Here is a 23,677-nt window from a genome sequence, read left to right on the forward strand (position 1 = left end):
AAAAAACATTCTAAGCAGGAGGTAATAGTATGTCAGATCTAGGTCGGCAGTTAAGGGATGCCCGCCTTGCGAAAGGTTTATCACTTGATGATGTGCAAGAAATGACCAAAATACGTAAACGCTATTTGGAAGCAATTGAAGCAGGAGATTTTAAGGTGCTTCCAGGCAGTTTTTATGTACGTGCATTTATTAAAACGTATGCGGAAGCGGTAGGTCTTAGTGCGGACGAGTTGTTACAAGAGCATCAAGACGATGTTCCAGAGACCGAAACAGAAGCAGTGATGGAACCGGTAGTGCAACAAAGGCGAGCGGCAAGAAGAACATCTTCATCAGGAGGACGAAGCGGCAAATGGTTATCAACCACATTAATGTGGATCTTCCCATTATTAATTGTCGTGTTGGTCTATATTTTTGTAGTACGTAATGATAATGGCGCTCCTGAAGTGGCAAGTAATAACAAAGGTCAACAGCAACAAGAAACAACAACGAAGCCAACGACCACCACTACACCGCCAGCGACTACAACACCTGAAAGCACAACAACGACTCCAGAAAGTACAACGACAACACCACCTACTGGAGCAGGTACAGAGCAAGAACAATCAACACCTGATGCAACTGGGACGGATGAAGAAGCAACAGATTCTACAACACCGCCTACAGACACAGCATCACAACCTGTCGTTACACAAGCAGGTAAAGAAGGAAGAAATACTATTTTTAATGTGAATTACACAGGTACAACACCGCTTAAAGTAAGTATCAAAGCAACAGGTCAAAGCTGGCTTGAAGTATACAAATCAGCAGATTCTAGTGGAGAACGTTTATTTTTCAATAATACGGAAAGTGGACAAGACCTTTCTTATGATCTAGGCGATACAGGATTATATATCAAATCTGGTAATTCTCCAGCGACAGATATTACAATTAATGGACAACCAATCACAGATGGTAAAGCAACTTCACGTATTGTTCTAAAATTAGTAAAAGAAGCCGCTACAGATAGTAGTACTGATTCTACAAGCACATCTACAGATTCTTCTACAGATGGAACTACTGACGAATCAACTTCTACAGAGACAAGCGGAAATTAATGGTCAGTCACACAAAAGGACATACCTTCAAGCTGCCATAAGACAGCAGATTAAGGATGTCCTTTTTGTGCCATTAGACTTGTAACAACATATATTCTATAATTTTATCTAAAAGGGGGAGATCACATGGCAGATAGTTCATTCGATATCGTATCCAAAATGGATATGCAAGAAATGACCAATGCTATTACTCAAACGGAGAAAGAATTAGCGAGCCGTTTTGATTTTAAAGGAAGCAAAAGTAGTCTAACTTTGGAAAAAGAAACATTAGTTGTTGTTTCGGATGACGATTATAAGTTGGGTGCTTTGATCGATATTTTGCAATCTAAAATGATCAAAAGAGGATTGCCGATCAAAAATATAGAATATGGAACAATAGAGTCTGCTTCGATGGGAACAGTACGTCAACGACTCAAATTAAAACAAGGCATCGATCAAGAAAACTCCAAAAAAATCAATACATTGATTCGCGATGCGAAGCTGAAAGTAAAAAGTCAGATTCAAGGCGATCAGATTCGGGTTACCGGAAAGAATAGAGATGATTTGCAAGCAGTGATTCAATTGCTTCGCAAAGCTGACCTTACTGTGGATCTTCAATTCACCAATATGAAATAAACACGGTATTATCCTATTTGCTATAGAATTGATGGAGGCAGTAAAAGTATGAAACAAAAGATGCAGGCGGGAGCAATTACATATCATTGGTTCGCTGTGGACAATAGATACAGCAAGGAGGATACACAATGAATTTACCTAATCGCATAACGCTTACACGTATTTTCTTAGTACCAGTGATGATGTTGTTCCTGCTCGTTAATTTTTCGTTTGGAGAAGAGCTTTTAAAAATTGGAGCATCTTTTGAGGTCAGTTATAACGATCTGATTGCAGCATTAATTTTTATTATTGCAGCCAGTACAGATGGAATTGACGGACATATTGCCCGTAGTCGTAACTTGGTAACGAATCTAGGCAAATTACTTGATCCTTTGGCTGATAAATTATTAGTATCTGCCGCTTTGATCTCTTTGGTTGCACTGGGCAAATGTGAAGCATGGATGGTTGTAGTTATTATCAGTCGCGAATTTGCAGTCACAGGACTTCGTCAAATTGCTTTATTGGATGGTAAAGTAATGGCTGCTAGCAATTGGGGCAAAGCCAAAACGATTACACAAATTATTGCGATTTCTGCTTTGATGATTAACAATTTTCCATTTGCTCTACTAGGTATTCCATTTGCAGAAATTATGATCTGGATAGCTACGTTGATCACCATCTATTCAGGGATAGATTATTTTGTCAAAAACAAATCGGTTATTCATTTTTCCGAATAAACTACCTGTTTCTGTTTAACAGCAAATAGGTGATATAACAAGTAATGCAGCGTAAGTGGCAATAGGGTTCTCTCTATTGCCTTTTCCTTTTGCCATACGTATGATTGGTTTATTTTTTAAGCACTTACATCACAGAGCAACCCTAATAACGAGGAGGCACTTGTAATGAAAGCAGAAATTATCGCAGTAGGTACAGAACTATTACTAGGTCAAATTACGAATACGAATGCCAGATATTTATCTCAACAATTATCCTATATAGGAATAGATGTATATTATCAGACTGTAGTAGGGGATAACTTAAATCGACTCAAACAAGCGATTGAGCTTGCTAGTAGTCGTGCAGATGTTATTTTATTTTCAGGCGGGATCGGACCAACACAAGATGATTTAACCAAAGATGCATTAGCTGAAGTGCTAGGCAGATCTATTTATATAGATCCTTCTTCTATGGAAAAAGTCGCAAGCTTTTTTGAAGGTAGAAATATTACGATGACTGAAAATAATCGTCGTCAAGCACTGGTTATTGAGAATAGCCATGTATTGGCAAATTCCACAGGGCTTGCTGTCGGTATAGCAATTGAAGATAAAGAAAAATATTATATTGTTCTACCAGGCCCACCAAAAGAGTTACAGCCTATGTTTGAAAATGAAGCAAAACCATGGTTGTTAGAACATGTATTAACAGATGAGCATCCTATTTATTCGAAAATGCTTAAATTTGCCGGTATTGGTGAATCTGCATTGGAGGAAGCATTGATTGATCTGATTAACGATCAAAGTGATCCTACAATTGCTCCATATGCCAAAGAAGCCGAAGTCACGATTCGTCTGACAACCAAAGCGGCTACAGAAAAAGAAGCAATGGTCAAACTCAAACAGATGGAATCTCAAATTCGGGAACGTTTGCCTGACCATATGTATGCTGATCAAGATATCGGAATCGAAGAACAGATTTTGCTGATGATGACAGGTATGAAATTGACACTCACAGCAGCAGAAAGTTGCACAGGTGGTCTATTAATGCAGAATCTAACTGCTATCCCGGGAAGTGGAAATGTATTTCTTGGTGGAATCGTCTGCTATTCCAACGAAATGAAAGAAAAAATGTTAAATGTGCCTCGTGAATTGTTAGAAGGCGAAGAAGCTCCAGGAGCAGTAAGCCCGGAAGTAGCCGAAGTATTAGCCGATGAAGCAAGAAAGATATTAGATACTGATTTTGCTGTTTCGATTACCGGTGTAGCTGGCCCGGGATCTTCAGAACGCAAACCTGTGGGATTAGTCTATATTGGACTCGCAGAACGGAATCAACCTACACAGGTATTTGAATTAAATATACGTGGCAATCGTGAGTCGATTCGTGTTCGCGCTGCCAAAAGTATTCTGTACCGTTTGTGGCTTCGTTTAAGTGAACTTCAGAAGGAATCTTTACCACAGTGACAAAATGCGCACAGACGTGTGTAACAGACGTCATATCACGCCAAGCATATGTTGCAATGTATAGTTCTACTATGGTAAAATAAGCGCAGACGGAAGAACCGCAGCAAATTTATTTGTTGCGGTTTTTTTATGTTTACACCCCAAAAAGTAAAAAAGTTACGTAAAAAAATGAAATCCTGATTTATTACCAATAAATGTAATATAATATGGATTTCATATCAAAAACACGAATATATGTTCGAAAAAAGCTTGGCAAATGAGAAAAAAAGTAGTATAATTAGAGTATAAATAAGAAGAAGAGGGACGTGAGTTTATTGTCAGATCGTCGTGCAGCGTTAGATATGGCGCTTCGTCAAATAGAGAAGCAATTCGGTAAAGGTTCAGTTATGAAACTTGGAGAATCCACTCATATGCAAGTTGAAGTTATTCCTAGTGGATCTATTGCATTAGATATTGCTTTGGGTACAGGCGGTATGCCAAGAGGACGTATTATCGAAATATACGGACCAGAATCTTCTGGTAAAACAACTGTAGCGCTTCATGCAATTGCAGAAGTTCAAAAAGCTGGAGGACAAGCAGCATTTATCGATGCAGAGCATGCTCTAGATCCTCAATATGCTAAAAACTTAGGCGTTAACATTGATGAATTACTACTTTCTCAACCAGATACAGGTGAGCAAGGTCTAGAAATCGCTGAAGCACTTGTACGTAGTGGTGCTGTTGATATTATCGTTGTCGATTCTGTAGCAGCATTGGTACCAAAAGCAGAGATCGAAGGCGAAATGGGAGATTCTCACGTTGGTTTGCAAGCACGTTTGATGTCTCAAGCTTTGCGTAAATTGTCTGGTGCAATCAGCAAATCCAAAACAATCACAATCTTTATCAATCAGCTTCGTGAAAAAGTTGGAGTTATGTTTGGTAACCCTGAGACAACTCCAGGTGGTCGTGCGCTTAAATTCTACTCCACTGTACGTTTAGACGTACGTCGTATAGAAGCAATCAAAAACGGTAACGATGTTGTTGGTAACCGTACACGTATCAAAGTTGTTAAAAACAAAGTTGCTCCTCCATTCAAACAAGCTGAAGTAGATATCATGTACGGAGAAGGTATCTCTAAAGAAGGTAGCTTGATCGATATTGGTGTAGAACACGATATTGTAAATAAAAGTGGTGCTTGGTACTCTTACGAAGGTGAACGTATGGGTCAAGGTCGTGAGAACTCTAAACAATTCTTGAAAGAAAATCCGCATATTGCAGATATCATCGAGCAAAAAATTCGTGTATCTAGCAATTTAACAACAGTGGTTGAAGAACCATCTGCTGAAGAAAAAGAAAAAGAGAGTCTTGAAGAGCAAGAATTATTCTCTAAAGCAACTGAATAATCATTTTAAGATGCTTCAAGCTTAAATCCTGTAGCGCCCAGGACGTGAAATACGTTCAGGGCGTTTTTTATTTATATTTAATAAGAGATTCATATGAGCACTATACACTGATTTAAAATATAGATAGACGAAAGGAAACAATTATGGCTGATTATCGTCGTTATTCCAAAAAAACATCAAATACTACATCTGAACCTGAGGGCGATGAAGAATGGGATATCTATGCAGATGAAGGAGAACGCTTAGATGGGTTTCCCGAGGAAGGTGAAGTAGAGATTACCGCTGTAACCCCTCTACGTAAGCCTAGGCATCATTACAAGTTATCTTTCGGGGAATTGGCTCTTATGGTACATGAAGATGTTATGATCAAATATAGGCTGTTAAAAGGGATGTCTTTTTCTAAAGAAGAACTAGAGAATATTGTTATTGCGAATGAACGTCAAACAGCATATGCAGAATCTTTAAATTATTTAAGCCGTAAAGCAAGAACTCGTACTGAGATTGCACGCAAACTTAAAGAAAAAGAAATCCATCCTGAAATTATCGAAACGACTCTGGTGCGATTACAACAAGAGAAATTGATCGATGATGAGTTATATGCTCAACAGTGGGCGAAGCAAAGAGTCAAAAGTCAGAAAAAAGGTAAAGTATGGATTAGACAAGAATTACGCCAAAAAGGTGTAAATAAAGAAAATATTGAGCAAGCTTTGGAAGATATCGATCCAGATGATGAGATAGCCAGTGCTACTATATTGGCAGAAAAAAAATGGAAATCCACTTCGGGAGAAGTTTTTGATAAAAAAAGAAAAACAATGGCTTTTTTAATGAGAAGAGGATATTCTTCGGATATTGTAAGGAAAGCATTGGAAGCTGTTCAACAAAAACCAGAAGATGATTGGGAATAACCGCCAAAATCCAAATATAATAAAACAGAATAACCGCTTTATTTGGGGTAACAAACTTGACATCTATAAATACGGTTACGGCAATTGCTTGACAATGTCTTTTGGCAAATAATAAAATGTACTTGTGCAGATTGTCATTTTTACGTCATCTTTTCCCGGCAGGTGATAAGATGAAGGTGATCATGGATTCTGTAGCAAGGCATTTCTGAAGAATTTTAGAATGTTTGATCTCCCTATGAACAGGGAATTAGCACATGTACCCGCATGAGCAATGAAACAAATGCATAAGGGACGAATCATCGATTAACCAATGAACATGTAATTCCCAGGGAATACCTTGGAGGAATCAGCGAGGAGGTGAACAGAATGGAAGTTCTCTGGACCACAATTCTCGTTGTTGCCGCATTATTCTTTGGGTTCTTGGTCGGATATTTTATTCGCAAGTCTCTTGCAGAAGCTAAAATTTCTAGTGCTGAACAAGCTGCTATCCAAATCGTAGAAAGTGCGAAGAAAGAAGCAGAAGCACAAAAGAAAGAAACAGTTCTGGAAGCAAAAGACGAAGTGCACAAACTCAGAACTGAAGCTGAAAAAGACATTCGTGAGCGTCGTAATGAAAATCAACGCCTGGAAAGACGATTGTTGCAGAAGGAAGAGTCGCTGGATAAAAAAATTGAATCATTAGAACGCAAAGAAGAACAAGTGGCTAACAAAGAGAAACGTATTGAAGAGACTCAGCAACAAATCGAACAACTTCACACCAGTCAGGTTGCGGAACTCGAACGAATTTCTAATCTGTCGATGGAAGATGCTCGTGGTATCATTTTGAGCAACGTGGAGCAGGAAGTTCGCCACGAAACATCACAAATGATCAAGGATATTGAACAACAGGCGAAAAATGAAGCAGACAAACGTTCTCGTGAGATTATTACTCTTGCTATTCAACGTTGTGCTGCTGATCATGTAGCCGAGACTACCGTCTCTGTTGTCACCTTGCCTAATGAAGAAATGAAAGGCAGAATTATCGGTCGTGAAGGTCGTAACATTCGTGCATTGGAGACACTTACAGGTATCGATTTAATTATCGATGATACACCGGAAGCTGTTATCCTTTCTGGATTTGACCCGATTCGCCGTGAAATTGCCCGTACAGCTCTTGAAAAACTGGTAGCAGATGGACGTATACATCCTGCAAGAATTGAAGAAATGGTGGATAAAGCACGCCGCGAAGTGGATGAGCGTATCCGTGAATACGGTGAGCAATCTACATTTGAAGTTGGCGTACATGGACTTCATCCAGATCTTATCAAAATTTTGGGTCGTCTCAAATTCCGTACCAGTTACGGTCAAAACGTACTCAAGCACTCCATGGAAGTGGCTTATCTTACCGGCCTAATGGCTTCCGAATTGGGACAAGATATCACATTAGCGAAACGTGCAGGCTTACTGCATGATATCGGTAAAGCACTAGATCACGAAGTGGAAGGTTCTCATGTAGAGATTGGCGTAGAGTTGGCTAAGAAATACAAAGAACATCCAGTCGTTATTAACAGTATTGCGTCTCACCATGGCGATACGGAAGCCACTTCTATTATAGCGATGCTTGTTGGTGCAGCAGATGCATTGTCTGCCGCAAGACCAGGCGCACGTCGTGAAACATTAGAAACGTATATCCGTCGTCTGGAGAAACTAGAAGAAATCTCTGAATCCTTTGAAGGCGTAGAGAAATCTTATGCTATTCAAGCCGGACGCGAAATTCGTGTTATGGTTCAACCGGATAAAGTGGATGATGCAGATAGTTTCCGTTTGGCGCGCGATATTACCAAAATGATCGAAAATGAACTGGATTATCCAGGACATATCAAAGTCACTGTAATCCGTGAAACGAGAGCAGTCGATTACGCAAAATAAAGAACGATGCGAAAAGTGACCTGGCAATCAGGTCACTTTTTCTCTTCGTGGACGGAGGAATTATCATTAAAGTTATTTTTATTGGAGATATTGTAGGAAGTACAGGTCGTAAAGCGATTAAAGAGACGCTACCTCGGTTAAAATCAAAGTATACCCCGGACATCATCATAGCGAATGCCGAAAATTCTGCTTCAGGTCGAGGAATTACACGAGGGATTGCACGTCAACTTTTTGAAATGGGTGTACATGGTATAACGATGGGTAACCATACATGGGACAACAAAGAGATTTTTGAATTTATAGATGATGAACCTCGTATGATTCGTCCCGCTAACTTTCCTCCAGGTACGCCTGGTCGTGGATATACCATTATCAAAGCTGGCGGTAAGCAGTTAGGTATTGTTAATCTACAGGGTCGTACCTTTTTACCAGCGATCGATTGTCCTTTTCGCAAAGTCGATGAGATTATGGATGAGCTTAAAGGGAAAGTAAATTGCGTATTAGTTGATTTCCATGCAGAAGCCACTTCTGAGAAGATTGCTATGGGATGGCATTTGGATGGTAGAGCTTCTATGGTCGTTGGTACACACACTCATGTACAAAGTAATGACGATACCTTACTACCCGGCGGAACAGCTTATCTGACCGATACAGGGATGGTAGGCTCGTATGAAGGCGTACTCGGTATGCAGCGTGATGCGGTATTATATAAATTTCAGACACAGTTGCCAGCACGTTTTCAAGTTTGTGAAGGCAAATGGCATTTTCATGCTGTGTATGTGGATATAGACGATCAGACCGGTAGAGCGAAAAAGATCGAAAAGATTCGCATGTATGAAGATGAATGGCATATGGAATAGTTTCAAGTAGAAGCAGGATGTTTAAAATCTTTATAAATTTTCTCTGAAAATAATCGATTTTTGATTTAATTCAGCAGGAACAGTAGAGATGTTGTCGAATATTATCTACTAATCATGGAATCAAGCCATCATTCATTCCCAGGGGAGGTACTTATCATGGAAGTATTAAAAGTTTCAGCAAAATCCAACCCGAATTCTGTAGCAGGAGCATTGGCAGGTGTATTGCGTGAAAGAGGTGCCGCTGAACTTCAAGCCATTGGAGCAGGTGCCCTTAATCAAGCGATTAAAGCAGTAGCTATTGCCCGGGGATTCGTAGCACCAAGTGGAGTTGACCTGATTTGTATTCCAGCCTTTACGGACATTGTGATTGATGGAGAAGACAGAACCGCCATGAAATTGATTGTAGAACCTAGATAATACTGCTGCTATCCTGAACGTAAGTAGATACCTATAGTCCTAACGATCATAGCGTATACCTCTTGCAACAGAGATGATGGTGAAAGTGGTCATTTGTTTGCATACTTGGGACCTGTAAGCTTGTTTTATAAGCTTGGAGGTCTTTTTGCTGAGTTGCTTTTCATTTTTGGTACAAAAGATGTATAATAAAGTAGCATGCATTTTGCAAATGTACGAGTATGTGCGTTTTGTTACAAAGTGCAAATGAAATAGAGAATAATAGAGGAGTGAGTGATTACATGAGTAAAATCGTACCTGTAGGCGTGTCAGCACGTCATATTCATCTAACCCAAGAACATATCGAAGTATTATTTGGTGAAGGTTACCAATTAACAGAATTCAAACCGTTGTCCCAACCAGGACAATTTGCTGCTAATGAAACGGTTGCTGTAGTAGGAAGCAAAGGAACGTTTGAAAAAGTTCGTATTTTGGGACCTGCTCGTCCAGCAACACAATTGGAAATCTCTCGTACGGATTCTTTCGCTATTGGTGTGAAAGCTCCTGTTCGTGAGTCTGGTAAAATCGATGGTACACCGGGTGTTCTTCTAAAAGGACCAGCTGGTGAAGTGCAAATCGAAGAAGGCGTGATTGTAGCTGCACGTCATATTCATTTCCATACTTCTGATGCAGAAAAATGGGGAATTAAAGATCAAGAGTTGTTAAAAGTGCGTTTGTCTGGTGAACGTGGTCTTGTTCTTGAAAACGTCATTGCACGTGTATCCGATTCTTTCGCTTTGGATATGCACATTGATACAGATGAAGCAAATGCTTCCGGTGCTGCGACTGGTGACACTGCTGAAATTATCGATTAATCATAAATAGATATACCAAAAGCCTATTTCACTCTATAGAAATAGGCTTTTTTGTTTATCTTTTTTATGGTACATTCCTTATGAAAATCAAATATACAATGGAGGAATATAGATGTCATGTAAAAGTATAGGCAAATGGATATCGTTAGCGATCATTTTATATACATTAAGTGCTATCACGAATACAACCACATCGGTAAGTATAGCAGCATCCAATCTGCCTAGCGCTCAACAAGATGCGTATCAGCAAAATCTTTTTCGGACATTTGATCAATTGCATACAGAACAGGTGGTTCTCGTTACCGCTGCGCACAACAATACATTTAAAGGCACACTTCAGGTATATACCAAACAAAATGGACAATGGACATTGCAATTATCGGCATTACCTGTGGTCTTGGGTAAGCATGGACTGGGCAAAACCAAAGAAGGTGATGGTAAAACACCAATCGGTACATATTCATTAGGAACAGCGTTTGGCACAGCACCTAAGCCTACAGGGTTACAATTAGATTATGAACAACACACCGCTCAAGATTACTGGGTCGATGATGTGAATTCTAGTGATTATAATCAGAAAGTGACAGAATCGGGCGATCCCAACCAACGCTGGGCATCTTATGAGAAAATGAATAATCCTCTTTATAAATATGGAATGGTGGTTAATTACAATATCAATCCAATTGTAAAAGGCAAAGGCAGTGCGATTTTTGTACACAAATGGAGAAGTTCCACCCAACCGACAGATGGGTGTATCGCTTTATCAGAAGCCAATTTGTTAAAAGTATTAAAAGCAATTGATCCTGCCAAATCGCCTAAGATTCGTATCGGTACAGTAAGTGCTCGTTAAATCTTGTTAAGTAACTAAGAACATGAACCATTGTACTGGTGGAACAGGTACGATTTGACAGCTTTTTATAATAGAGTAAGCATGATATAATTAGCAGTAATGCTTTTTTAAGATGTTGGAAGAGGCATACAGAAACTTTAGAATGATGCTTACAGTGGGGAGTGGCAGCATGTCAAAAGAAATTAAGGATTATTCCAAGTACTTTGATTTTTCGGATGCTAAAGTGATTTCAGAAGATGAAAACGGCAAAAAAATTCGTATCCGAGGTCGGGAAATCCATATTATATCTGAACCGAATCAACGTGAAGAAAAGAAACGTGGTAAACAAGATGTGCAAGTTGTCTATGAGGAAAGTATTCCAGAAGAACTACGTACTGTTGGGATAGGCAAGCATTATCTTGTCTATACATTTGGTTGTCAGATGAATGAGCACGATTCTGAGACGATCAAAGGTATGTTAGAACAGATGGGCTATCAAGCCACAGAAAGTCGTGAAGAAGCAGATATTATTTTGTTAAATACGTGTGCTATTCGCGAAAATGCAGAAGATCGAGTATTTGGTGAATTGGGTCATCTCAAAACATTAAAACTTGAAAAGCCAGGCCTATTATTAGGCGTATGCGGTTGCATGTCTCAAGAAGAAGGCGTCGTTAATCGTATTATGCAAAAGCATGGTTTTGTCGATATGATCTTTGGTACACATAATATTCACCGTCTGCCTTATTTAATTCAAGAATCGCTATTCAGTAAAGAAATGGTCGTCGAGGTCTGGTCCAAAGAAGGAGATATCGTCGAAAATTTACCGAAAAAGCGGCAGGGTATGCGTGGTTGGGTAAATATTATGTATGGATGCGATAAATTCTGTACGTATTGCATCGTGCCTTTTACACGTGGTAAAGAACGCAGTCGTCTTCCGCAAGATGTGATCGCTGAAGTGCGTGAATTAGCGCGTCAAGGATTTAAAGAAATTACACTACTAGGTCAAAATGTTAATGCTTATGGCAAAGACTTGACAGGTATGAACTATACATTTGGAGATTTGATGGATGATATCTCCAAAATTGATATCCCGCGTGTTCGCTTCACCACATCGCATCCAAGAGATTTCGATGATCGTCTGATCGAAGTATTGGCTAAAGGTGGTAATCTGGTAGAACATATTCACTTGCCTGTACAATCAGGTAGCAGTGCTGTGTTGAAAAAAATGAGTCGTAAATATACACGCGAGTTGTATTTGGATCTGGTAGGTAGAATCAAAGCATCTATTCCTAATGCTGTACTGACTACTGATATTATCGTAGGTTTCCCTGGCGAAACAGACGAGCAATTTGAAGAAACCTTATCACTTGTACGTGAAGTTGGATTTGATTCGGCATATACATTTATCTATTCACCACGTGAAGGTACACCGGCGGCTGTGATGGAAGACAATGTACCGATGGAAGTGAAAAAAGAACGATTGCAACGCTTGAACCAAACGATTAAAGACTACAGCTTAATCGGTAGTGAAAAATTCTTAGGTCAAGTGGTTGAAGTACTGGTTGAAGGTGAAAGTAAAAACAATTCAACAGTTCTGGCAGGACGCACGCGTTCTAACAAATTAGTTCATTTTGAAGGATCAGCAGACTTGATCGGTCAATTCGTACATGTACAGATTACCGATTACAAAACGTTTTATATCAAAGGCGAACTGGTTGCTGAACCTGCTGTAGCCTATTAATTAAATTTGAGCAAGTAAACGGAGGATTGTCGATGGAGCATCATGATCGCAATGTTGAATCAACGACAGGCGGAGCACCACTTGAATTAAATACACAGGGTCTTTTTATTCGTGAAGATATTATGGCAAAAACCAAGCAATTGGCTGCGCTGATCTCAGAAAGTGAAGAAGTGGATCATTTCAAAAGAGCAGAAAAAATGATTCAATCTCATCCACGAATCGAAGAATTAATTCGTACGATTAAGAAAAAGCAAAAAGAAGTGGTTGCTTTTGAATCGATGAAAAACGAAAAAATGATTGCTAGAATTGAAGGCGAATTAACAGCCTTACAACAAGAACTGGATGATATTCCATTAGTATCGGATTATCAAGAAAGTCAGGTTGAAATTAACGACATGTTACAAATGGTTATTTCAGTTATTCATGATACCGTTTCTGAGAAAATCAATGTAGAGAGCGGTAAGGATTCACCTCCATCGTCCTGCAATGACTAGAACAAATCCAAAGACGCGGAGCATATAGCCGCGTCTTTTTTGATTTTTGTAGAACTCTATGGGCTATCTCTATAGATACCTGCCATATGATTTCATATTGTTGACTCTACATGCAGAAAGAAGTGAATGGTCATGGAATCTTCTAATTATGGTTATGATTCTGTGTTAATCCGTACTCAATCCAATCACGAATGTGTACCTATTACATTATTGATGCTTGCTGATCCTGATCTAGAAGCGATACAGCGTTACAAAGCATATTGTCGTTGGTGGATAGCAGAGATAGCGAATCATGTAGTAGGAGTCTGTGGAGTGCTTCAACGTACAGCACAAGAATGGGAAATTATGAATATCGCAGTCGAAGAGGGTTATGAAGGTCAAGGCATAGGCAGTAAGTTACTGGACGAAGTATTAGAGCAACTCAAGCAGTTCAAAGCTAACGTTGTTACAGTAGCTACAGGTAATTCCAGTCTGGGCGCACTTGCCTTTTATCAAAAACATGGTTTTCGCATCATAAGAATAGAACATGATCATTTCACTACTCATTATGAACAGCCTATTATTGAAAATGGTATTGTATGTCGGGATCAAATCATTTTGCAAAAGAGTTGGGGCGATTCTAACTCTCTATCTTATATGTATCCTTATAGCAAAGAACCTTATTTGGCGATGGTTGTCTCTGTGCGGATTGCTCAGATTCGGGATTCTGGTGCTTTGATTCGGATGAAGCAGAAATTAGACGAGCAGACTACTTTTATGTTGCTTGAGCCTGGTGAGCGGAATCTGAATGAAGCAGAACAACGGGATATGATTCGTTATGCACTGCGTAGTGCTAATTCTAATATTTTTCTAGCTGAACACGAAGGTCAGATTATTGGATATTTGGAAGCGATTGGTGGCAAAGTTGCACGTAATCGCCATAGTGTATATATTGTTGTAGGTGTACTGCAAGAGTATGCAAATCGTGGTATAGGAAGACGGTTATTTCAGACGATGATTCACTGGGCACAAGATCGTCATTTGCATCGTCTTGAATTGAATGTGCAAGGTAATAATGAACGCGCTTTACATTTATATCGTTCATTGGGTTTTCGGATTGAAGGGATTCAAAAAAACGCATTAGTGGTTGAACAGCGCTATGTAGATTTGATACAAATGGGATTGTTATTGTAACAAGCCGTTTTGAACAGGAGGAGCATTTTTTTGACACATTGGGATGAAATATTAAAAAAAAGCGAACAATTATACTGGGGACTACTAGGTTGCCGTCTTATTGCAAGTGAACAGGATTATATTACGATAGGGCTTACAGCGACACCTCAACATTTAAATCATATGCATATTGTGCATGGTGGTGTACAGATGTCGATGATGGATCAAGTGATGGGGATGTTGTCGATGGCGATTCAAGATGGACAACCTTGTGTAACCACAAATATGAACACTCATTTTGTAGAATCGATGAAAGAAGGCGAACTGTTTGCGACAGCTCGTATACTTCATCTCGCTGGTAGAACAGTGACTTTGCAAGCTGAAGTATCTAACGCAGAAGGAACAATAGGAGCTATCTCAACTGCAACATTTATAGCAACTCGCAAATAAAGATTGACCTATCTGAGAGAATCATTCATAATGATATTATCAAATAGATAAAATGAACAGTGGTGATAACGATGACGGATAACAGCAAACAGCATTCGTATGATGTCAAAAAGTATCGTACGCCCGATGGCGCACCAGCCGATATTGTTATGTTTACTTTGACTAAAAAAGAGCGGAAGACTTTTACCAAAACATTACCTTTACGTGAATTGAAAGTAATGTTGATTCGTCGCCGCTCATGGCCTTTTGCCGGGAAATGGGCGTTGCCTGGTGGATTTTCACACGACGATGAATCGTTATTTGAAGCAGCGCAACGTGAGCTCAAAGAAGAAACAGGAGTAGATGGTCGCCATCTGGAGTATCTTGGTGTCTATAGTGAACCAGGGCGTGATCCTCGTGGTTGGATTATCTCTCATGCGTTTTTTGCTTTAGTAGAAGAGCAGGTGTTAGAGAAACGGCAGGCGGCTGACGATGCAGAAGAAGTAGGTCTATTTACAATTGAAGAAGCACTGGAAAAGCTAGAACTTGGATTTGATCATCATGATATTATTCGTGATGCATATATGCGGATTCAAGAACAGATGCTCAGTACAGTCATCGCCAAAAAGTTTTTACCGCCTGAATTTACATTAAGTGAATTGTATCAGGTGATCAAAGCAGTTGTGCCTGATTTTGAAGAACCGAATTTTATTCGTAAAATTACATCAACTCGTAGTCGCAAAGGTATTATTGAAGAGGTTCACGATGAAGAAGGGAACTTGTTAAGTTCTAATCAGTATTCTCAGCGTCCTGCACAATTATATCGTTTTACAGGTCTTGTACCACGTCTTTCAATTTATTCGTAAAGATATTCTGAGTCGTTATTGTTATTTCGATATCTGGAGGCATATATTATGAAAGCTCTAATTGTAATCGATTATACTCGTGACTTTGTAGATGGTGCTTTACCAGTAGGACAACCTGCGATAGATATTGAACAGCGTATGGTGGAGTTGACCGAGAAATTTGTTAATAACGATGATTATGTAGTGATGGCTGTTGATATGCACGAGCCTAATGATGCTTACCATCCAGAGACCAATCTTTTTCCACCACATAATATTCGTGGTACAGCAGGTCGAGAATTGTATGGTGGACTGAGTGAAGTGTATGCGAGTCATCAACAGCAGATCGTATGGATGGACAAGACTAGATATAGCGCCTTTGCAGGTACTGATCTTGAATTGAAGTTACGTGAACGTGGAATTACAGAAGTGCATCTGATTGGAGTATGTACAGATATTTGTGTTTTGCATACAGCGGTAGATGCTTATAATAAAGGGTTCAAATTGGTGATCCATACGGATGCAATCGCAAGTTTTAATCCAGAAGGTCATGTATGGGCAATCAGTCATTTTGAACAAAGTATGGGTGCAGAGCTTATTGATAGCTATTAATGTGCAATGATTCACAATTCTGCTTGTGCAGCAGAAAGACGTGCAAGCAGAGTTGCTTTTGCATGATCAACAATGAAGAGGTGACATGGTGATGAATGAAATGGGACTGGCTTTACATACAGATAAGTATCAGATCAATATGATGTATGCTCATTGGATTAATGGTACACATCATAAGAAAGCAGTGTTTGAAGCTTATTTCCGCAAACTTCCTTTTGGTAATGGCTACGCCGTTTTTGCAGGTCTGGAACGGATTGTGAATTATATAACCAACTTGAGTTTTCGTGAAGAAGATATTGCTTATCTGGCAGAACAGGAAGAAAACTATGACGCTAAGTTTTTAGAAGAATTGCGCCAGTTCCGTTTTCATGGCAATCTGTTTTCGATGAAAGAAGGAGCAGTGGTTTTTGCAGATGAGCCATTGATTCGTGTAGAAGGTTCGATTATTGAAGCACAGTTGGTAGAAACGGCTTTGCTTAACTTTATGAACTATCAGACCCTAATCGCTACCAAAGCTTCACGCATCAAGCAGGTAGGCGGTAACGATATTCTATTGGAGTTTGGTACAAGACGCGCTCAAGAAGCAGATGCGGCGATCTGGGGAGCTAGAGCAGCCTATATCGCAGGCTTTCATGCAACATCCAATATGTTAGCAGGAGCAAGATTCGGGATTCCTACCAAAGGCACACATGCTCATGCATGGGTACAGAGCTTTGGCAATGAACAAGAAGCGTTTGATCGTTATGCCAATGCAATGCCAGACGGAGTAACATTGCTAGTCGATACCTTTGATACATTAGGTAGTGGTGTTCCACATGCGATCAAAACAGCCAAAGACTTGGAAGCTCGTGGTAAAAAGATGATCGCTATTCGTCTGGATAGTGGTGACCTTGCTTACTTATCGATTCAAGCGCGTAAAATGCTAGACGATGCCGGATTATCGTATGTCAAAATCGTTGCTTCTAATGATCTGGATGAAAATACGATTCTCGATCTAAAAGCTCAAGGAGCACGTATCGATACATGGGGCGTAGGTACACAGTTGATAACAGCATCCGATCAACCTTCTTTAGGTGGAGTATACAAATTAGTCGAATGTGAGATTGATGGTGAAATGGTACCAACGATCAAAATCTCAGCTAATCCTGAAAAAGTATCTACACCGGGCACCAAAGAAGTATACCGGATTATTAATCCAACCAACGGTAAAGCGATCGCTGATTATATCTGTTTCCCTGATGAGAAAGATCCGCTCGAAGGCAAGCGTCTTAAATTATTTAACCCGGCACATCCATATATCCGTAAATATGTATCAGATTATAAAGCGGTTCCGATGTTAGAACCTATTTTTATCGAAGGCAAGCAAGTGTATACGATGCCTAATTTGGAAGAGATTCGCGCTTATCATGTGAGCCAATTGGATGAATTCTGGCCTGAATATTTGCGTAAATTAAACCCTGAGATTTATCGTGTAAATGTAAGTGTGAAAGCTTGGGAAATGAAGCAGAAATTACTTGCGCAATATTTGCCAGAAGAAGAATTGTAATTCATATTCAATCCTATGCCAGACCTGCCTTTTGCTAAAGGTAGGTTTTTTGGTTATATACATAGGAGAGTATTGTTCGTATACTGTACAATTTATCGCTGCCTTATTATACGTTAATCATTATAATCAACAAGGAAATACAGAAAGGATGAATCACATGGAACAGACATTTCGTGCTTTTGTTTTAGAAAAGACAGATCAAGAAGTTACAGGCGGAGTTCAATCGTTACAGTTGGATCAATTACCAGAAGGATCTGTAACTATTAAAGTATCTTATTCAGATGTCAATTATAAAGATGGACTGGCAAGTATCGCAGAAGGCAAAATCGTCAAGCAGTACCCATTTGTACCGGGTATTGACCTGGCAGGAGAAGTGGTACATTCTACCGATGAACAATTTCAAGCAGGAGATCAAGTACTTTGTACAGGCTATAAGCTTGGAGTTAGTCATTATGGAGGATATAGTGAATATGCTCGCGTACCAGCAGAATGGTTGATTAAGCTACCTCAAGGGCTAACTGCCAAAGAAGCGATGATTATCGGCACAGCTGGTTTTACAGCGGGTATGTCTGTCGACGCATTGGTTCAACATGGAGTGAAACCTGAAGATGGCCCTATTCTTGTCACTGGAGCTACCGGTGGAGTCGGTACGATCGCAATATCGATACTAAGTGCATTAGGCTATGAAGTCTATGCAGCAAGTGGCAAAGCAGAGCAAAAAGAATGGTTAACCACATTAGGTGCTACCTCTATTATTTCTAGAGAAGAAGCAGAGCAGACTGTAAAAGGTCCATTAGGTAAATCTACATGGGCAGGTATTATTGATCCTACAGGTGGTAAAGGATTAGGAGAGCGTCTCAAATCATTAACATATCGCGGCGTAGTAGCTGTATCTGGTATGACCGCAGGTAATGATTTTGAAAGTTCAGTATTTCCGTTTATTTTACGTGGAGCGCATTTAATCGGTATCGATTCAGTGTTCTGTCCGTTAGAGATTAGACAAAGAGTCTGGAATCATCTAGCAAGCGACTGGAAACCGACAACAGCGATTAATCAGGCAGTGAACGAATATACACTGGAAGAGATACCACAAGCGTTAGAAACGATTCTAGCAGGCAAAGCAGTAGGTCGTCAGTTGATTAAAGTAACATCTTAACGTTCATCTGATGTGACTGTATCAGATAACAAATAACATAGAAAAGCACACTGTTTATCAATCACAGTGTGCTTTTTGCTATATTTTTTAGCAATAATTTTATCTACATATTGTAATTGGTATAACTAGCAGTATACATCATCATCATTTCTTATCGAGAAAATAACTATTTTATAATAATTACTTTTCATTTTTAACTATTAAAATTATTTTTTATAAATTTCTCGCATAACATGACCTAACTCGGGAATAATAATTCGTTCCATCGCTAGCTTAACAGCACCTCGTGAACCAGGCATGGAGAACACAGCGGTTCCTCCGATTGTACCTGCAATTGCACGGCTCATAATCGCAGCCGAACCAATATCTTCAGTAAAACTTAAAAAGCGGAAAATTTCTCCAAAGCCAGGCAATTCTTTAGTTAAAAGACTTTGTACCGCTTCAAAAGTTACATCTTGTGGTGCGATACCTGTTCCGCCTGTTAACAAAATAGCTTCGACTTCCGGGCGTTCTGCGGCATCATGAAGCAATTCACGAATACCTACATAACTATCTTTAACAATAGTATAATCGATAACCTCATAACCATGTTCAGTTAACAAAGATTGCAATAATTGTCCACCTGTATCCGTTTCTATCGTACGTGTATCAGATACTGTAATTACCATACAGCGTACAGTATTAGGTGCTTCTGCGCGATGTTCATCCACTGATCTCATATGATTATTCACTCCTTTGTTCTCATTCAAGCATCTTTGCCATTGTAACACAGGTCATGATTGAGCATGAACACTTGCCAGGTCAGTGTATAATAAAAGAGTAGACTAATAATGAACAAAGTAAAGAAAGAGGTACAAGGAGGATATCAATGACAACACCTGTATATATTTTGTCTGGATTTCTAGGCAGTGGCAAGACTACATTGCTTCAACATATGATTCAAGAATGGAAAGCGCTTGGCAAAACACCTGCTGTCATTATGAATGAGATCGGCGATGTCAATCTGGATGGGATGATGGTTGATCAAGATGTAGCAATGGCTGAATTACTGAGTGGATGTATCTGTTGTTCGATTCGTGCGGATCTAAGCATGGAATTGTACAATCTGATGGAAACCGAAAAGCCTGATGTGATTATTATCGAAGCCTCTGGAGTAGCGAATCCAATCGAGATTTTAGATGCTGTCACCGAGACTTCATTATACAACCGTATGGAATTGAAAAATTTGATTACCGTTGTCGATGCTGCTCATCTATGGGAATTGTATCAAGAGCAAAAAGGTAAAACGTATCGTCTTATGCAAGAACAGATTCGCTGTGCTTCTGTATTGATTTTGAATAAAAGCGATCGTGTTGATACAGAAACGATTACCCAATTAGAAGGCATTTTGCGGGGCTGGAATGCGTATGCACCTATCCATACTACCGTACGCTGTGAAGTACCAAGCACACTGTATACAGACCTATCATCGGTAGTCGATGCTAAAGAAACACTGGATAGAAATAAGTCTAATTCATCTGCTAACGAACATCAGCACGATCATTCTGAACATGACCATACTCATGATCATGTTCATGCAGAGCATATGCATGGTTCTCATAGTCATGTGATGGCATATACACATTATTTTGAACATCCGATCAATAGTGAAGCTTTTGAGAATGTGATTCGGTCTTTACCAACGGAAGTATATCGGGCGAAAGGAATTCTAACATTTAACGACACCGCAAGTCGATTTTTGTTCCAGTATGCTTATCGTGAAATGGATTTTATGAAGATTACTCCGCAAAAAGAAGTACCGGATGTGGCTGTTTTTATCGGTGAACATTTCGACAAACGGCAGATAAAGGAACAGTTGTTAGCATTAGAAGAGCAAGCTGCTAAATTATCGTAAGTACACAGTTTCAATATGAGTATAGCCGGGGTAATAGTTCGATATAACTATTACAATCTCAACGGAGGTCATACTAATGATGACTAATCAAAAATTATACCATGCTCATATTGAAGCTTGTGTCGAGGCTATGAATGCTTGTAACCTTTCGTATGTGGCTAATTTGAAAGAATATAATCTTGAAAAATTATGTGAATGTATACGTATTACTCGTGAATGTGCAGAAATCTGCTCTTTTACCGCGCAATCGCTAAGTCAAGGTAGTCAATTTGCAGGTGAAATTGCTGAATTATGTGCAAAAGTATGTGAAGCTTGTATCGCTGAATGTGCTAAGCATAATAATCAACATTCTCGTGAATGTATCGAAGCTTGCCGTCATTGTGTAGAAATGTGTAAAGACCTAATGGTAGCTGCATAATCTACTACTTTATACATAGATGACTGTGATAAATATCTATTGCTAAAGACCTTTGCATATTTGCGAAGGTCTTTTTGTTTGGGTGTTATTGATAGCCTATCGGCGAATGAATTTTACGAAAAGAAAACATATTTTTTAAAAATAAATTTGCTTCAACCTAACATGGTATGTATAATACATTCTAACTTTAATATTTATCGTTAATGAACGAGAGAGTAGCCATAACGATCACTGTTTAAGCAGCGAGCCGGGAGAGTGAGAGCCGGTAAAACATTCGTAGGTGAACCGCACTCGGGAAATGATTTATTGAAAGGGCGATCGCACAGATATTGTTGCGAACCTGTATAGATAAGTCCGGCTGACACCGTTATCGTAATCAAGTGACAGTAAAATTGATGAATGCAATAGGATTCTATATCCTGATTGATCATCAATACACTGTACAAAGAGTGGTACCGCGGGAATGCTAATCATAAGCACTCGTCTCTTAAGTGATAATTCACTTAAAAGATGAGTGCTTTTTTGCTGTTTTTTTGAGTATTACCAACGTACCATCATATTATTCAAAGGAGACTAGAACGATGAAATTAGCATCTTTTTTCCAACAACAAGCCGTTTCGATTCTACAACCATTAACATCGCTTACTGAAGAACAATTGATACATATGTTAGAAGTTCCACCACAGATTGAAATGGGTGATCTGGCATTTCCCTGTTACTTACTTGCCAAAACATGGAGATGTTCACCTCAAGCGATTGCGCTTGAATTAACAGCCACGATTCAAAATCATCCAGATTCTTGGGTTCAAGCTACCGCTGTAGGTGCTTATGTTAATTTGAAATGGAATCGTGAGCATTATGGAGCTCAATTATTATCCAGCTTGGCGGAAAAGCAAAATACTGAACTTACGATCGGCGCAGGTCAGCGGATTGTGATCGATATGTCGTCACCTAATATTGCTAAGCCATTTGGCGTAGGGCATTTACGTTCTACCGTAATCGGAGCAGCTTTGCATCGGATCTATGAGGCAGCAGGATATGAAGCGATTAGAGTCAATCATTTAGGAGACTGGGGAACGCAATTTGGTAAATTAATTACAGCATACTTACGTTGGGGCGATCCAGAACAGCTCAAGCATCATCCGATTCGTGAATCGTTAAGAGTGTATATTCAATTTCATGAAGAGGTTCTACAAGCACCGGAGTTAGAAGATGAAGCAAGAGAATGGTTTGCCAGATTAGAACAAGGTGATGCTCAAGCGATAGAATTATGGAAGTATTTTGTAGATGTGAGTATAGAGTCACTTCAGCCTATGTATCAACGGTTAGGTGTGGAATTTGATTATGTGTTGGGAGAAAGTTTTTATAATGATAAAATGCCTGCGGTGATCGAACAATTGCAGAGCAAAGGATTGTTAGTAGAAAGCGATGGAGCGCAGGTAGTTAGATTGGATGAGCACCAATTACCACCATGTTTGATTTTGAAATCAGACGGTACAACGATTTATCCTACACGTGATCTGGCTACTGCTATTTACCGCAAAGAAGTGATGGGTGCGGATCAATTAGTCTATGTGGTTGGCGGAGAGCAGACTCTTCATTTCAAACAAGTCTTTGAAGTACTTCGCAAAATGGGCTACACATGGGCAAAAGATTGTACACATGTATCATTTGGATTAATGAAAGTCGATGGCAAAAAAATGTCTACACGTAAAGGAAAAGTTGTCTTTTTAGAGGAGGTACTGGATGAAGCAGTAGAACAGGCACGTCGAATTATTTCTGAAAAAAGCCCTGATTTACCGGATAAAGAGCGTGTAGCTGAACAAGTAGGTATTGGTGCAATTATTTTCGGTGATCTCAAAAATAATCGTCAAAACGAAATCAATTTTTCATTACAACAAGCTGTAACGTTTGAAGGAGAAACAGGGCCTTATATTCAATATACGTATGCTAGAATCCAGAGTATTTTGAGAAAAGTCACATCAGACCCTAATGCTGTTGAACAAGAAATATCCAACCATCCTTGGAGTGATGAAAGTTGGGCTTTGTTGGTTCATTTATCTACCTATACACAGCAGTTAGAGCGCGCGGTTGCTCAACATGAACCATCCATTTTGGCTAGATATATTATCGAAATAGCGAAGTTATTTAACCAATTTTATAATAAAGATCGTATTGTAGATGCCCCTACAGCATTGAAAAATCAGCGTGTAGCATTGACGGTACAAACCGGATTATATTTAAAACGAGTGATGACGTTATTAGGAATAGAGACGCCAGCTCAGATGTAAGATAAGATCAAAAAGGTGCAACAAATAATTACTTCTGTACGTCTAGGGCATTGTAAGGTTGAATAACATACCATTATTCAGC

The 23,677-nt window shown here is 39.4% G+C and carries 23 protein-coding genes; 22 read left to right on the forward strand and 1 reads right to left on the reverse strand.

Going from position 1 to position 23,677, the window contains the following annotated elements:
• The first annotated feature begins 29 nt into the window (after nucleotides 1–29).
• The 19 genes from PQ456_RS09075 to PQ456_RS09165 all read left to right on the forward strand — a co-directional run bounded on the left by PQ456_RS09075 (nucleotide 30) and on the right by PQ456_RS09165 (nucleotide 18,992).
• Nucleotides 30–1,094 carry a helix-turn-helix domain-containing protein gene (locus PQ456_RS09075; protein WP_273615819.1) on the forward strand — a complete coding sequence of 355 codons (1,065 nt, stop codon included), beginning with the start codon at nucleotides 30–32 and terminating at the stop codon, nucleotides 1,092–1,094.
• Between the two features lie 126 nt (nucleotides 1,095–1,220).
• Nucleotides 1,221–1,709, forward strand: coding sequence for a YajQ family cyclic di-GMP-binding protein (locus PQ456_RS09080; protein WP_204824518.1), 489 nt, complete (start codon nucleotides 1,221–1,223; stop codon nucleotides 1,707–1,709).
• 128 nt (nucleotides 1,710–1,837) lie between these two features.
• Nucleotides 1,838–2,425 carry a CDP-diacylglycerol--glycerol-3-phosphate 3-phosphatidyltransferase gene (pgsA, locus tag PQ456_RS09085; RefSeq protein ID WP_273615820.1) on the forward strand — a complete coding sequence of 196 codons (588 nt, stop codon included), beginning with the start codon at nucleotides 1,838–1,840 and terminating at the stop codon, nucleotides 2,423–2,425.
• A gap of 165 nt (nucleotides 2,426–2,590) precedes the next feature.
• Entirely contained in the window at nucleotides 2,591–3,865 is a 1,275-nt protein-coding gene (locus PQ456_RS09090) for a competence/damage-inducible protein A (protein ID WP_273615821.1), read from the forward strand.
• Between the two features lie 314 nt (nucleotides 3,866–4,179).
• Nucleotides 4,180–5,247: a recombinase RecA gene (gene recA, locus PQ456_RS09095; protein ID WP_273616285.1), complete on the forward strand. Its 1,068-nt coding sequence runs from the start codon at nucleotides 4,180–4,182 to the stop codon at nucleotides 5,245–5,247.
• A 143-nt stretch (nucleotides 5,248–5,390) separates the two neighbouring features.
• Entirely contained in the window at nucleotides 5,391–6,152 is a 762-nt protein-coding gene (locus PQ456_RS09100) for a regulatory protein RecX (protein WP_273615822.1), read from the forward strand.
• A gap of 366 nt (nucleotides 6,153–6,518) precedes the next feature.
• A complete protein-coding gene (gene rny, locus PQ456_RS09105; protein ID WP_069327318.1) occupies nucleotides 6,519–8,060 on the forward strand; it encodes a ribonuclease Y in 1,542 nt (513 codons plus the stop codon).
• A 65-nt stretch (nucleotides 8,061–8,125) separates the two neighbouring features.
• Entirely contained in the window at nucleotides 8,126–8,920 is a 795-nt protein-coding gene (locus PQ456_RS09110) for a TIGR00282 family metallophosphoesterase (RefSeq protein ID WP_273616286.1), read from the forward strand.
• Between the two features lie 156 nt (nucleotides 8,921–9,076).
• Nucleotides 9,077–9,337: a stage V sporulation protein S gene (locus PQ456_RS09115; protein WP_017813748.1), complete on the forward strand. Its 261-nt coding sequence runs from the start codon at nucleotides 9,077–9,079 to the stop codon at nucleotides 9,335–9,337.
• Between the two features lie 278 nt (nucleotides 9,338–9,615).
• Nucleotides 9,616–10,188 (forward strand): phosphate propanoyltransferase, encoded by a 573-nt coding sequence (gene pduL, locus PQ456_RS09120; protein WP_273615823.1) that lies wholly within the window; start codon nucleotides 9,616–9,618, stop codon nucleotides 10,186–10,188.
• A gap of 112 nt (nucleotides 10,189–10,300) precedes the next feature.
• A complete protein-coding gene (locus PQ456_RS09125; protein WP_273615824.1) occupies nucleotides 10,301–11,038 on the forward strand; it encodes a L,D-transpeptidase family protein in 738 nt (245 codons plus the stop codon).
• Between the two features lie 169 nt (nucleotides 11,039–11,207).
• Nucleotides 11,208–12,758 carry a tRNA (N6-isopentenyl adenosine(37)-C2)-methylthiotransferase MiaB gene (gene miaB, locus PQ456_RS09130; RefSeq protein WP_273615825.1) on the forward strand — a complete coding sequence of 517 codons (1,551 nt, stop codon included), beginning with the start codon at nucleotides 11,208–11,210 and terminating at the stop codon, nucleotides 12,756–12,758.
• 32 nt (nucleotides 12,759–12,790) lie between these two features.
• Complete coding sequence (locus PQ456_RS09135) at nucleotides 12,791–13,252, forward strand: YlbF/YmcA family competence regulator (protein ID WP_204824512.1); 462 nt, start codon at nucleotides 12,791–12,793, stop codon at nucleotides 13,250–13,252.
• A gap of 132 nt (nucleotides 13,253–13,384) precedes the next feature.
• Nucleotides 13,385–14,425 carry a GNAT family N-acetyltransferase gene (locus PQ456_RS09140; protein WP_273615826.1) on the forward strand — a complete coding sequence of 347 codons (1,041 nt, stop codon included), beginning with the start codon at nucleotides 13,385–13,387 and terminating at the stop codon, nucleotides 14,423–14,425.
• A 30-nt stretch (nucleotides 14,426–14,455) separates the two neighbouring features.
• On the forward strand, nucleotides 14,456–14,854 hold the full coding sequence (locus PQ456_RS09145) for a PaaI family thioesterase (RefSeq protein WP_273615827.1): 399 nt from the start codon (nucleotides 14,456–14,458) through the stop codon (nucleotides 14,852–14,854).
• 71 nt (nucleotides 14,855–14,925) lie between these two features.
• Nucleotides 14,926–15,699: an NUDIX domain-containing protein gene (locus tag PQ456_RS09150; RefSeq protein ID WP_204824509.1), complete on the forward strand. Its 774-nt coding sequence runs from the start codon at nucleotides 14,926–14,928 to the stop codon at nucleotides 15,697–15,699.
• A gap of 48 nt (nucleotides 15,700–15,747) precedes the next feature.
• A complete protein-coding gene (locus tag PQ456_RS09155; protein ID WP_273615828.1) occupies nucleotides 15,748–16,290 on the forward strand; it encodes a cysteine hydrolase family protein in 543 nt (180 codons plus the stop codon).
• Between the two features lie 91 nt (nucleotides 16,291–16,381).
• Nucleotides 16,382–17,836: a nicotinate phosphoribosyltransferase gene (locus tag PQ456_RS09160; RefSeq protein ID WP_273615829.1), complete on the forward strand. Its 1,455-nt coding sequence runs from the start codon at nucleotides 16,382–16,384 to the stop codon at nucleotides 17,834–17,836.
• Nucleotides 17,837–17,993: 157 nt separating this feature from the next.
• Complete coding sequence (locus PQ456_RS09165; RefSeq protein WP_273615830.1) at nucleotides 17,994–18,992, forward strand: acrylyl-CoA reductase family protein; 999 nt, start codon at nucleotides 17,994–17,996, stop codon at nucleotides 18,990–18,992.
• A 206-nt stretch (nucleotides 18,993–19,198) separates the two neighbouring features.
• Here PQ456_RS09165 and PQ456_RS09170 read toward each other — a convergent pair whose 3' ends face one another.
• On the reverse strand, nucleotides 19,199–19,711 hold the full coding sequence (locus PQ456_RS09170) for a MogA/MoaB family molybdenum cofactor biosynthesis protein (protein WP_273615831.1): 513 nt from the start codon (nucleotides 19,709–19,711) through the stop codon (nucleotides 19,199–19,201).
• 149 nt (nucleotides 19,712–19,860) lie between these two features.
• Here PQ456_RS09170 and PQ456_RS09175 point away from each other — a divergent pair, with 149 nt between their 5' ends.
• The 3 genes from PQ456_RS09175 (at nucleotide 19,861) to argS (ending at nucleotide 23,595) form a co-directional block, all read left to right on the forward strand.
• Complete coding sequence (locus PQ456_RS09175; protein ID WP_273615832.1) at nucleotides 19,861–20,886, forward strand: CobW family GTP-binding protein; 1,026 nt, start codon at nucleotides 19,861–19,863, stop codon at nucleotides 20,884–20,886.
• A gap of 79 nt (nucleotides 20,887–20,965) precedes the next feature.
• Entirely contained in the window at nucleotides 20,966–21,304 is a 339-nt protein-coding gene (locus PQ456_RS09180) for a four-helix bundle copper-binding protein (RefSeq protein WP_273616287.1), read from the forward strand.
• Nucleotides 21,305–21,885: 581 nt separating this feature from the next.
• A complete protein-coding gene (gene argS / locus PQ456_RS09185; RefSeq protein WP_273615833.1) occupies nucleotides 21,886–23,595 on the forward strand; it encodes an arginine--tRNA ligase in 1,710 nt (569 codons plus the stop codon).
• The last annotated feature ends 82 nt before the right edge of the window (nucleotides 23,596–23,677 follow it).

The sequence above is a fragment of the Paenibacillus kyungheensis genome, from assembly GCF_028606985.1.
GTDB classification, from domain to species: domain Bacteria; phylum Bacillota; class Bacilli; order Paenibacillales; family Paenibacillaceae; genus Saccharibacillus; species Saccharibacillus kyungheensis.

Excerpts from the sequence above, each read along its gene's own strand:
- argS (WP_273615833.1), top strand. The coding sequence starts at position 21,886 with ATGAAATTAGCATCTTTTTTCCAACAACAAGCCGTTTCGATTCTACAA.
- PQ456_RS09160 (WP_273615829.1), top strand. The coding sequence starts at position 16,382 with ATGAATGAAATGGGACTGGCTTTACATACAGATAAGTATCAGATCAAT.
- PQ456_RS09075 (WP_273615819.1), top strand. The coding sequence starts at position 30 with ATGTCAGATCTAGGTCGGCAGTTAAGGGATGCCCGCCTTGCGAAAGGT.
- rny (WP_069327318.1), top strand. The coding sequence starts at position 6,519 with ATGGAAGTTCTCTGGACCACAATTCTCGTTGTTGCCGCATTATTCTTT.
- PQ456_RS09100 (WP_273615822.1), top strand. The coding sequence starts at position 5,391 with ATGGCTGATTATCGTCGTTATTCCAAAAAAACATCAAATACTACATCT.
- PQ456_RS09115 (WP_017813748.1), top strand. The coding sequence starts at position 9,077 with ATGGAAGTATTAAAAGTTTCAGCAAAATCCAACCCGAATTCTGTAGCA.
- miaB (WP_273615825.1), top strand. The coding sequence starts at position 11,208 with ATGTCAAAAGAAATTAAGGATTATTCCAAGTACTTTGATTTTTCGGAT.
- PQ456_RS09140 (WP_273615826.1), top strand. The coding sequence starts at position 13,385 with ATGGAATCTTCTAATTATGGTTATGATTCTGTGTTAATCCGTACTCAA.
- PQ456_RS09170 (WP_273615831.1), bottom strand. The coding sequence starts at position 19,711 with ATGAGATCAGTGGATGAACATCGCGCAGAAGCACCTAATACTGTACGC.
- PQ456_RS09125 (WP_273615824.1), top strand. The coding sequence starts at position 10,301 with ATGTCATGTAAAAGTATAGGCAAATGGATATCGTTAGCGATCATTTTA.
- PQ456_RS09180 (WP_273616287.1), top strand. The coding sequence starts at position 20,966 with ATGACTAATCAAAAATTATACCATGCTCATATTGAAGCTTGTGTCGAG.
- pgsA (WP_273615820.1), top strand. The coding sequence starts at position 1,838 with ATGAATTTACCTAATCGCATAACGCTTACACGTATTTTCTTAGTACCA.
- PQ456_RS09090 (WP_273615821.1), top strand. The coding sequence starts at position 2,591 with ATGAAAGCAGAAATTATCGCAGTAGGTACAGAACTATTACTAGGTCAA.
- PQ456_RS09175 (WP_273615832.1), top strand. The coding sequence starts at position 19,861 with ATGACAACACCTGTATATATTTTGTCTGGATTTCTAGGCAGTGGCAAG.
- PQ456_RS09155 (WP_273615828.1), top strand. The coding sequence starts at position 15,748 with ATGAAAGCTCTAATTGTAATCGATTATACTCGTGACTTTGTAGATGGT.
- pduL (WP_273615823.1), top strand. The coding sequence starts at position 9,616 with ATGAGTAAAATCGTACCTGTAGGCGTGTCAGCACGTCATATTCATCTA.
- PQ456_RS09135 (WP_204824512.1), top strand. The coding sequence starts at position 12,791 with ATGGAGCATCATGATCGCAATGTTGAATCAACGACAGGCGGAGCACCA.
- PQ456_RS09150 (WP_204824509.1), top strand. The coding sequence starts at position 14,926 with ATGACGGATAACAGCAAACAGCATTCGTATGATGTCAAAAAGTATCGT.
- PQ456_RS09080 (WP_204824518.1), top strand. The coding sequence starts at position 1,221 with ATGGCAGATAGTTCATTCGATATCGTATCCAAAATGGATATGCAAGAA.
- PQ456_RS09165 (WP_273615830.1), top strand. The coding sequence starts at position 17,994 with ATGGAACAGACATTTCGTGCTTTTGTTTTAGAAAAGACAGATCAAGAA.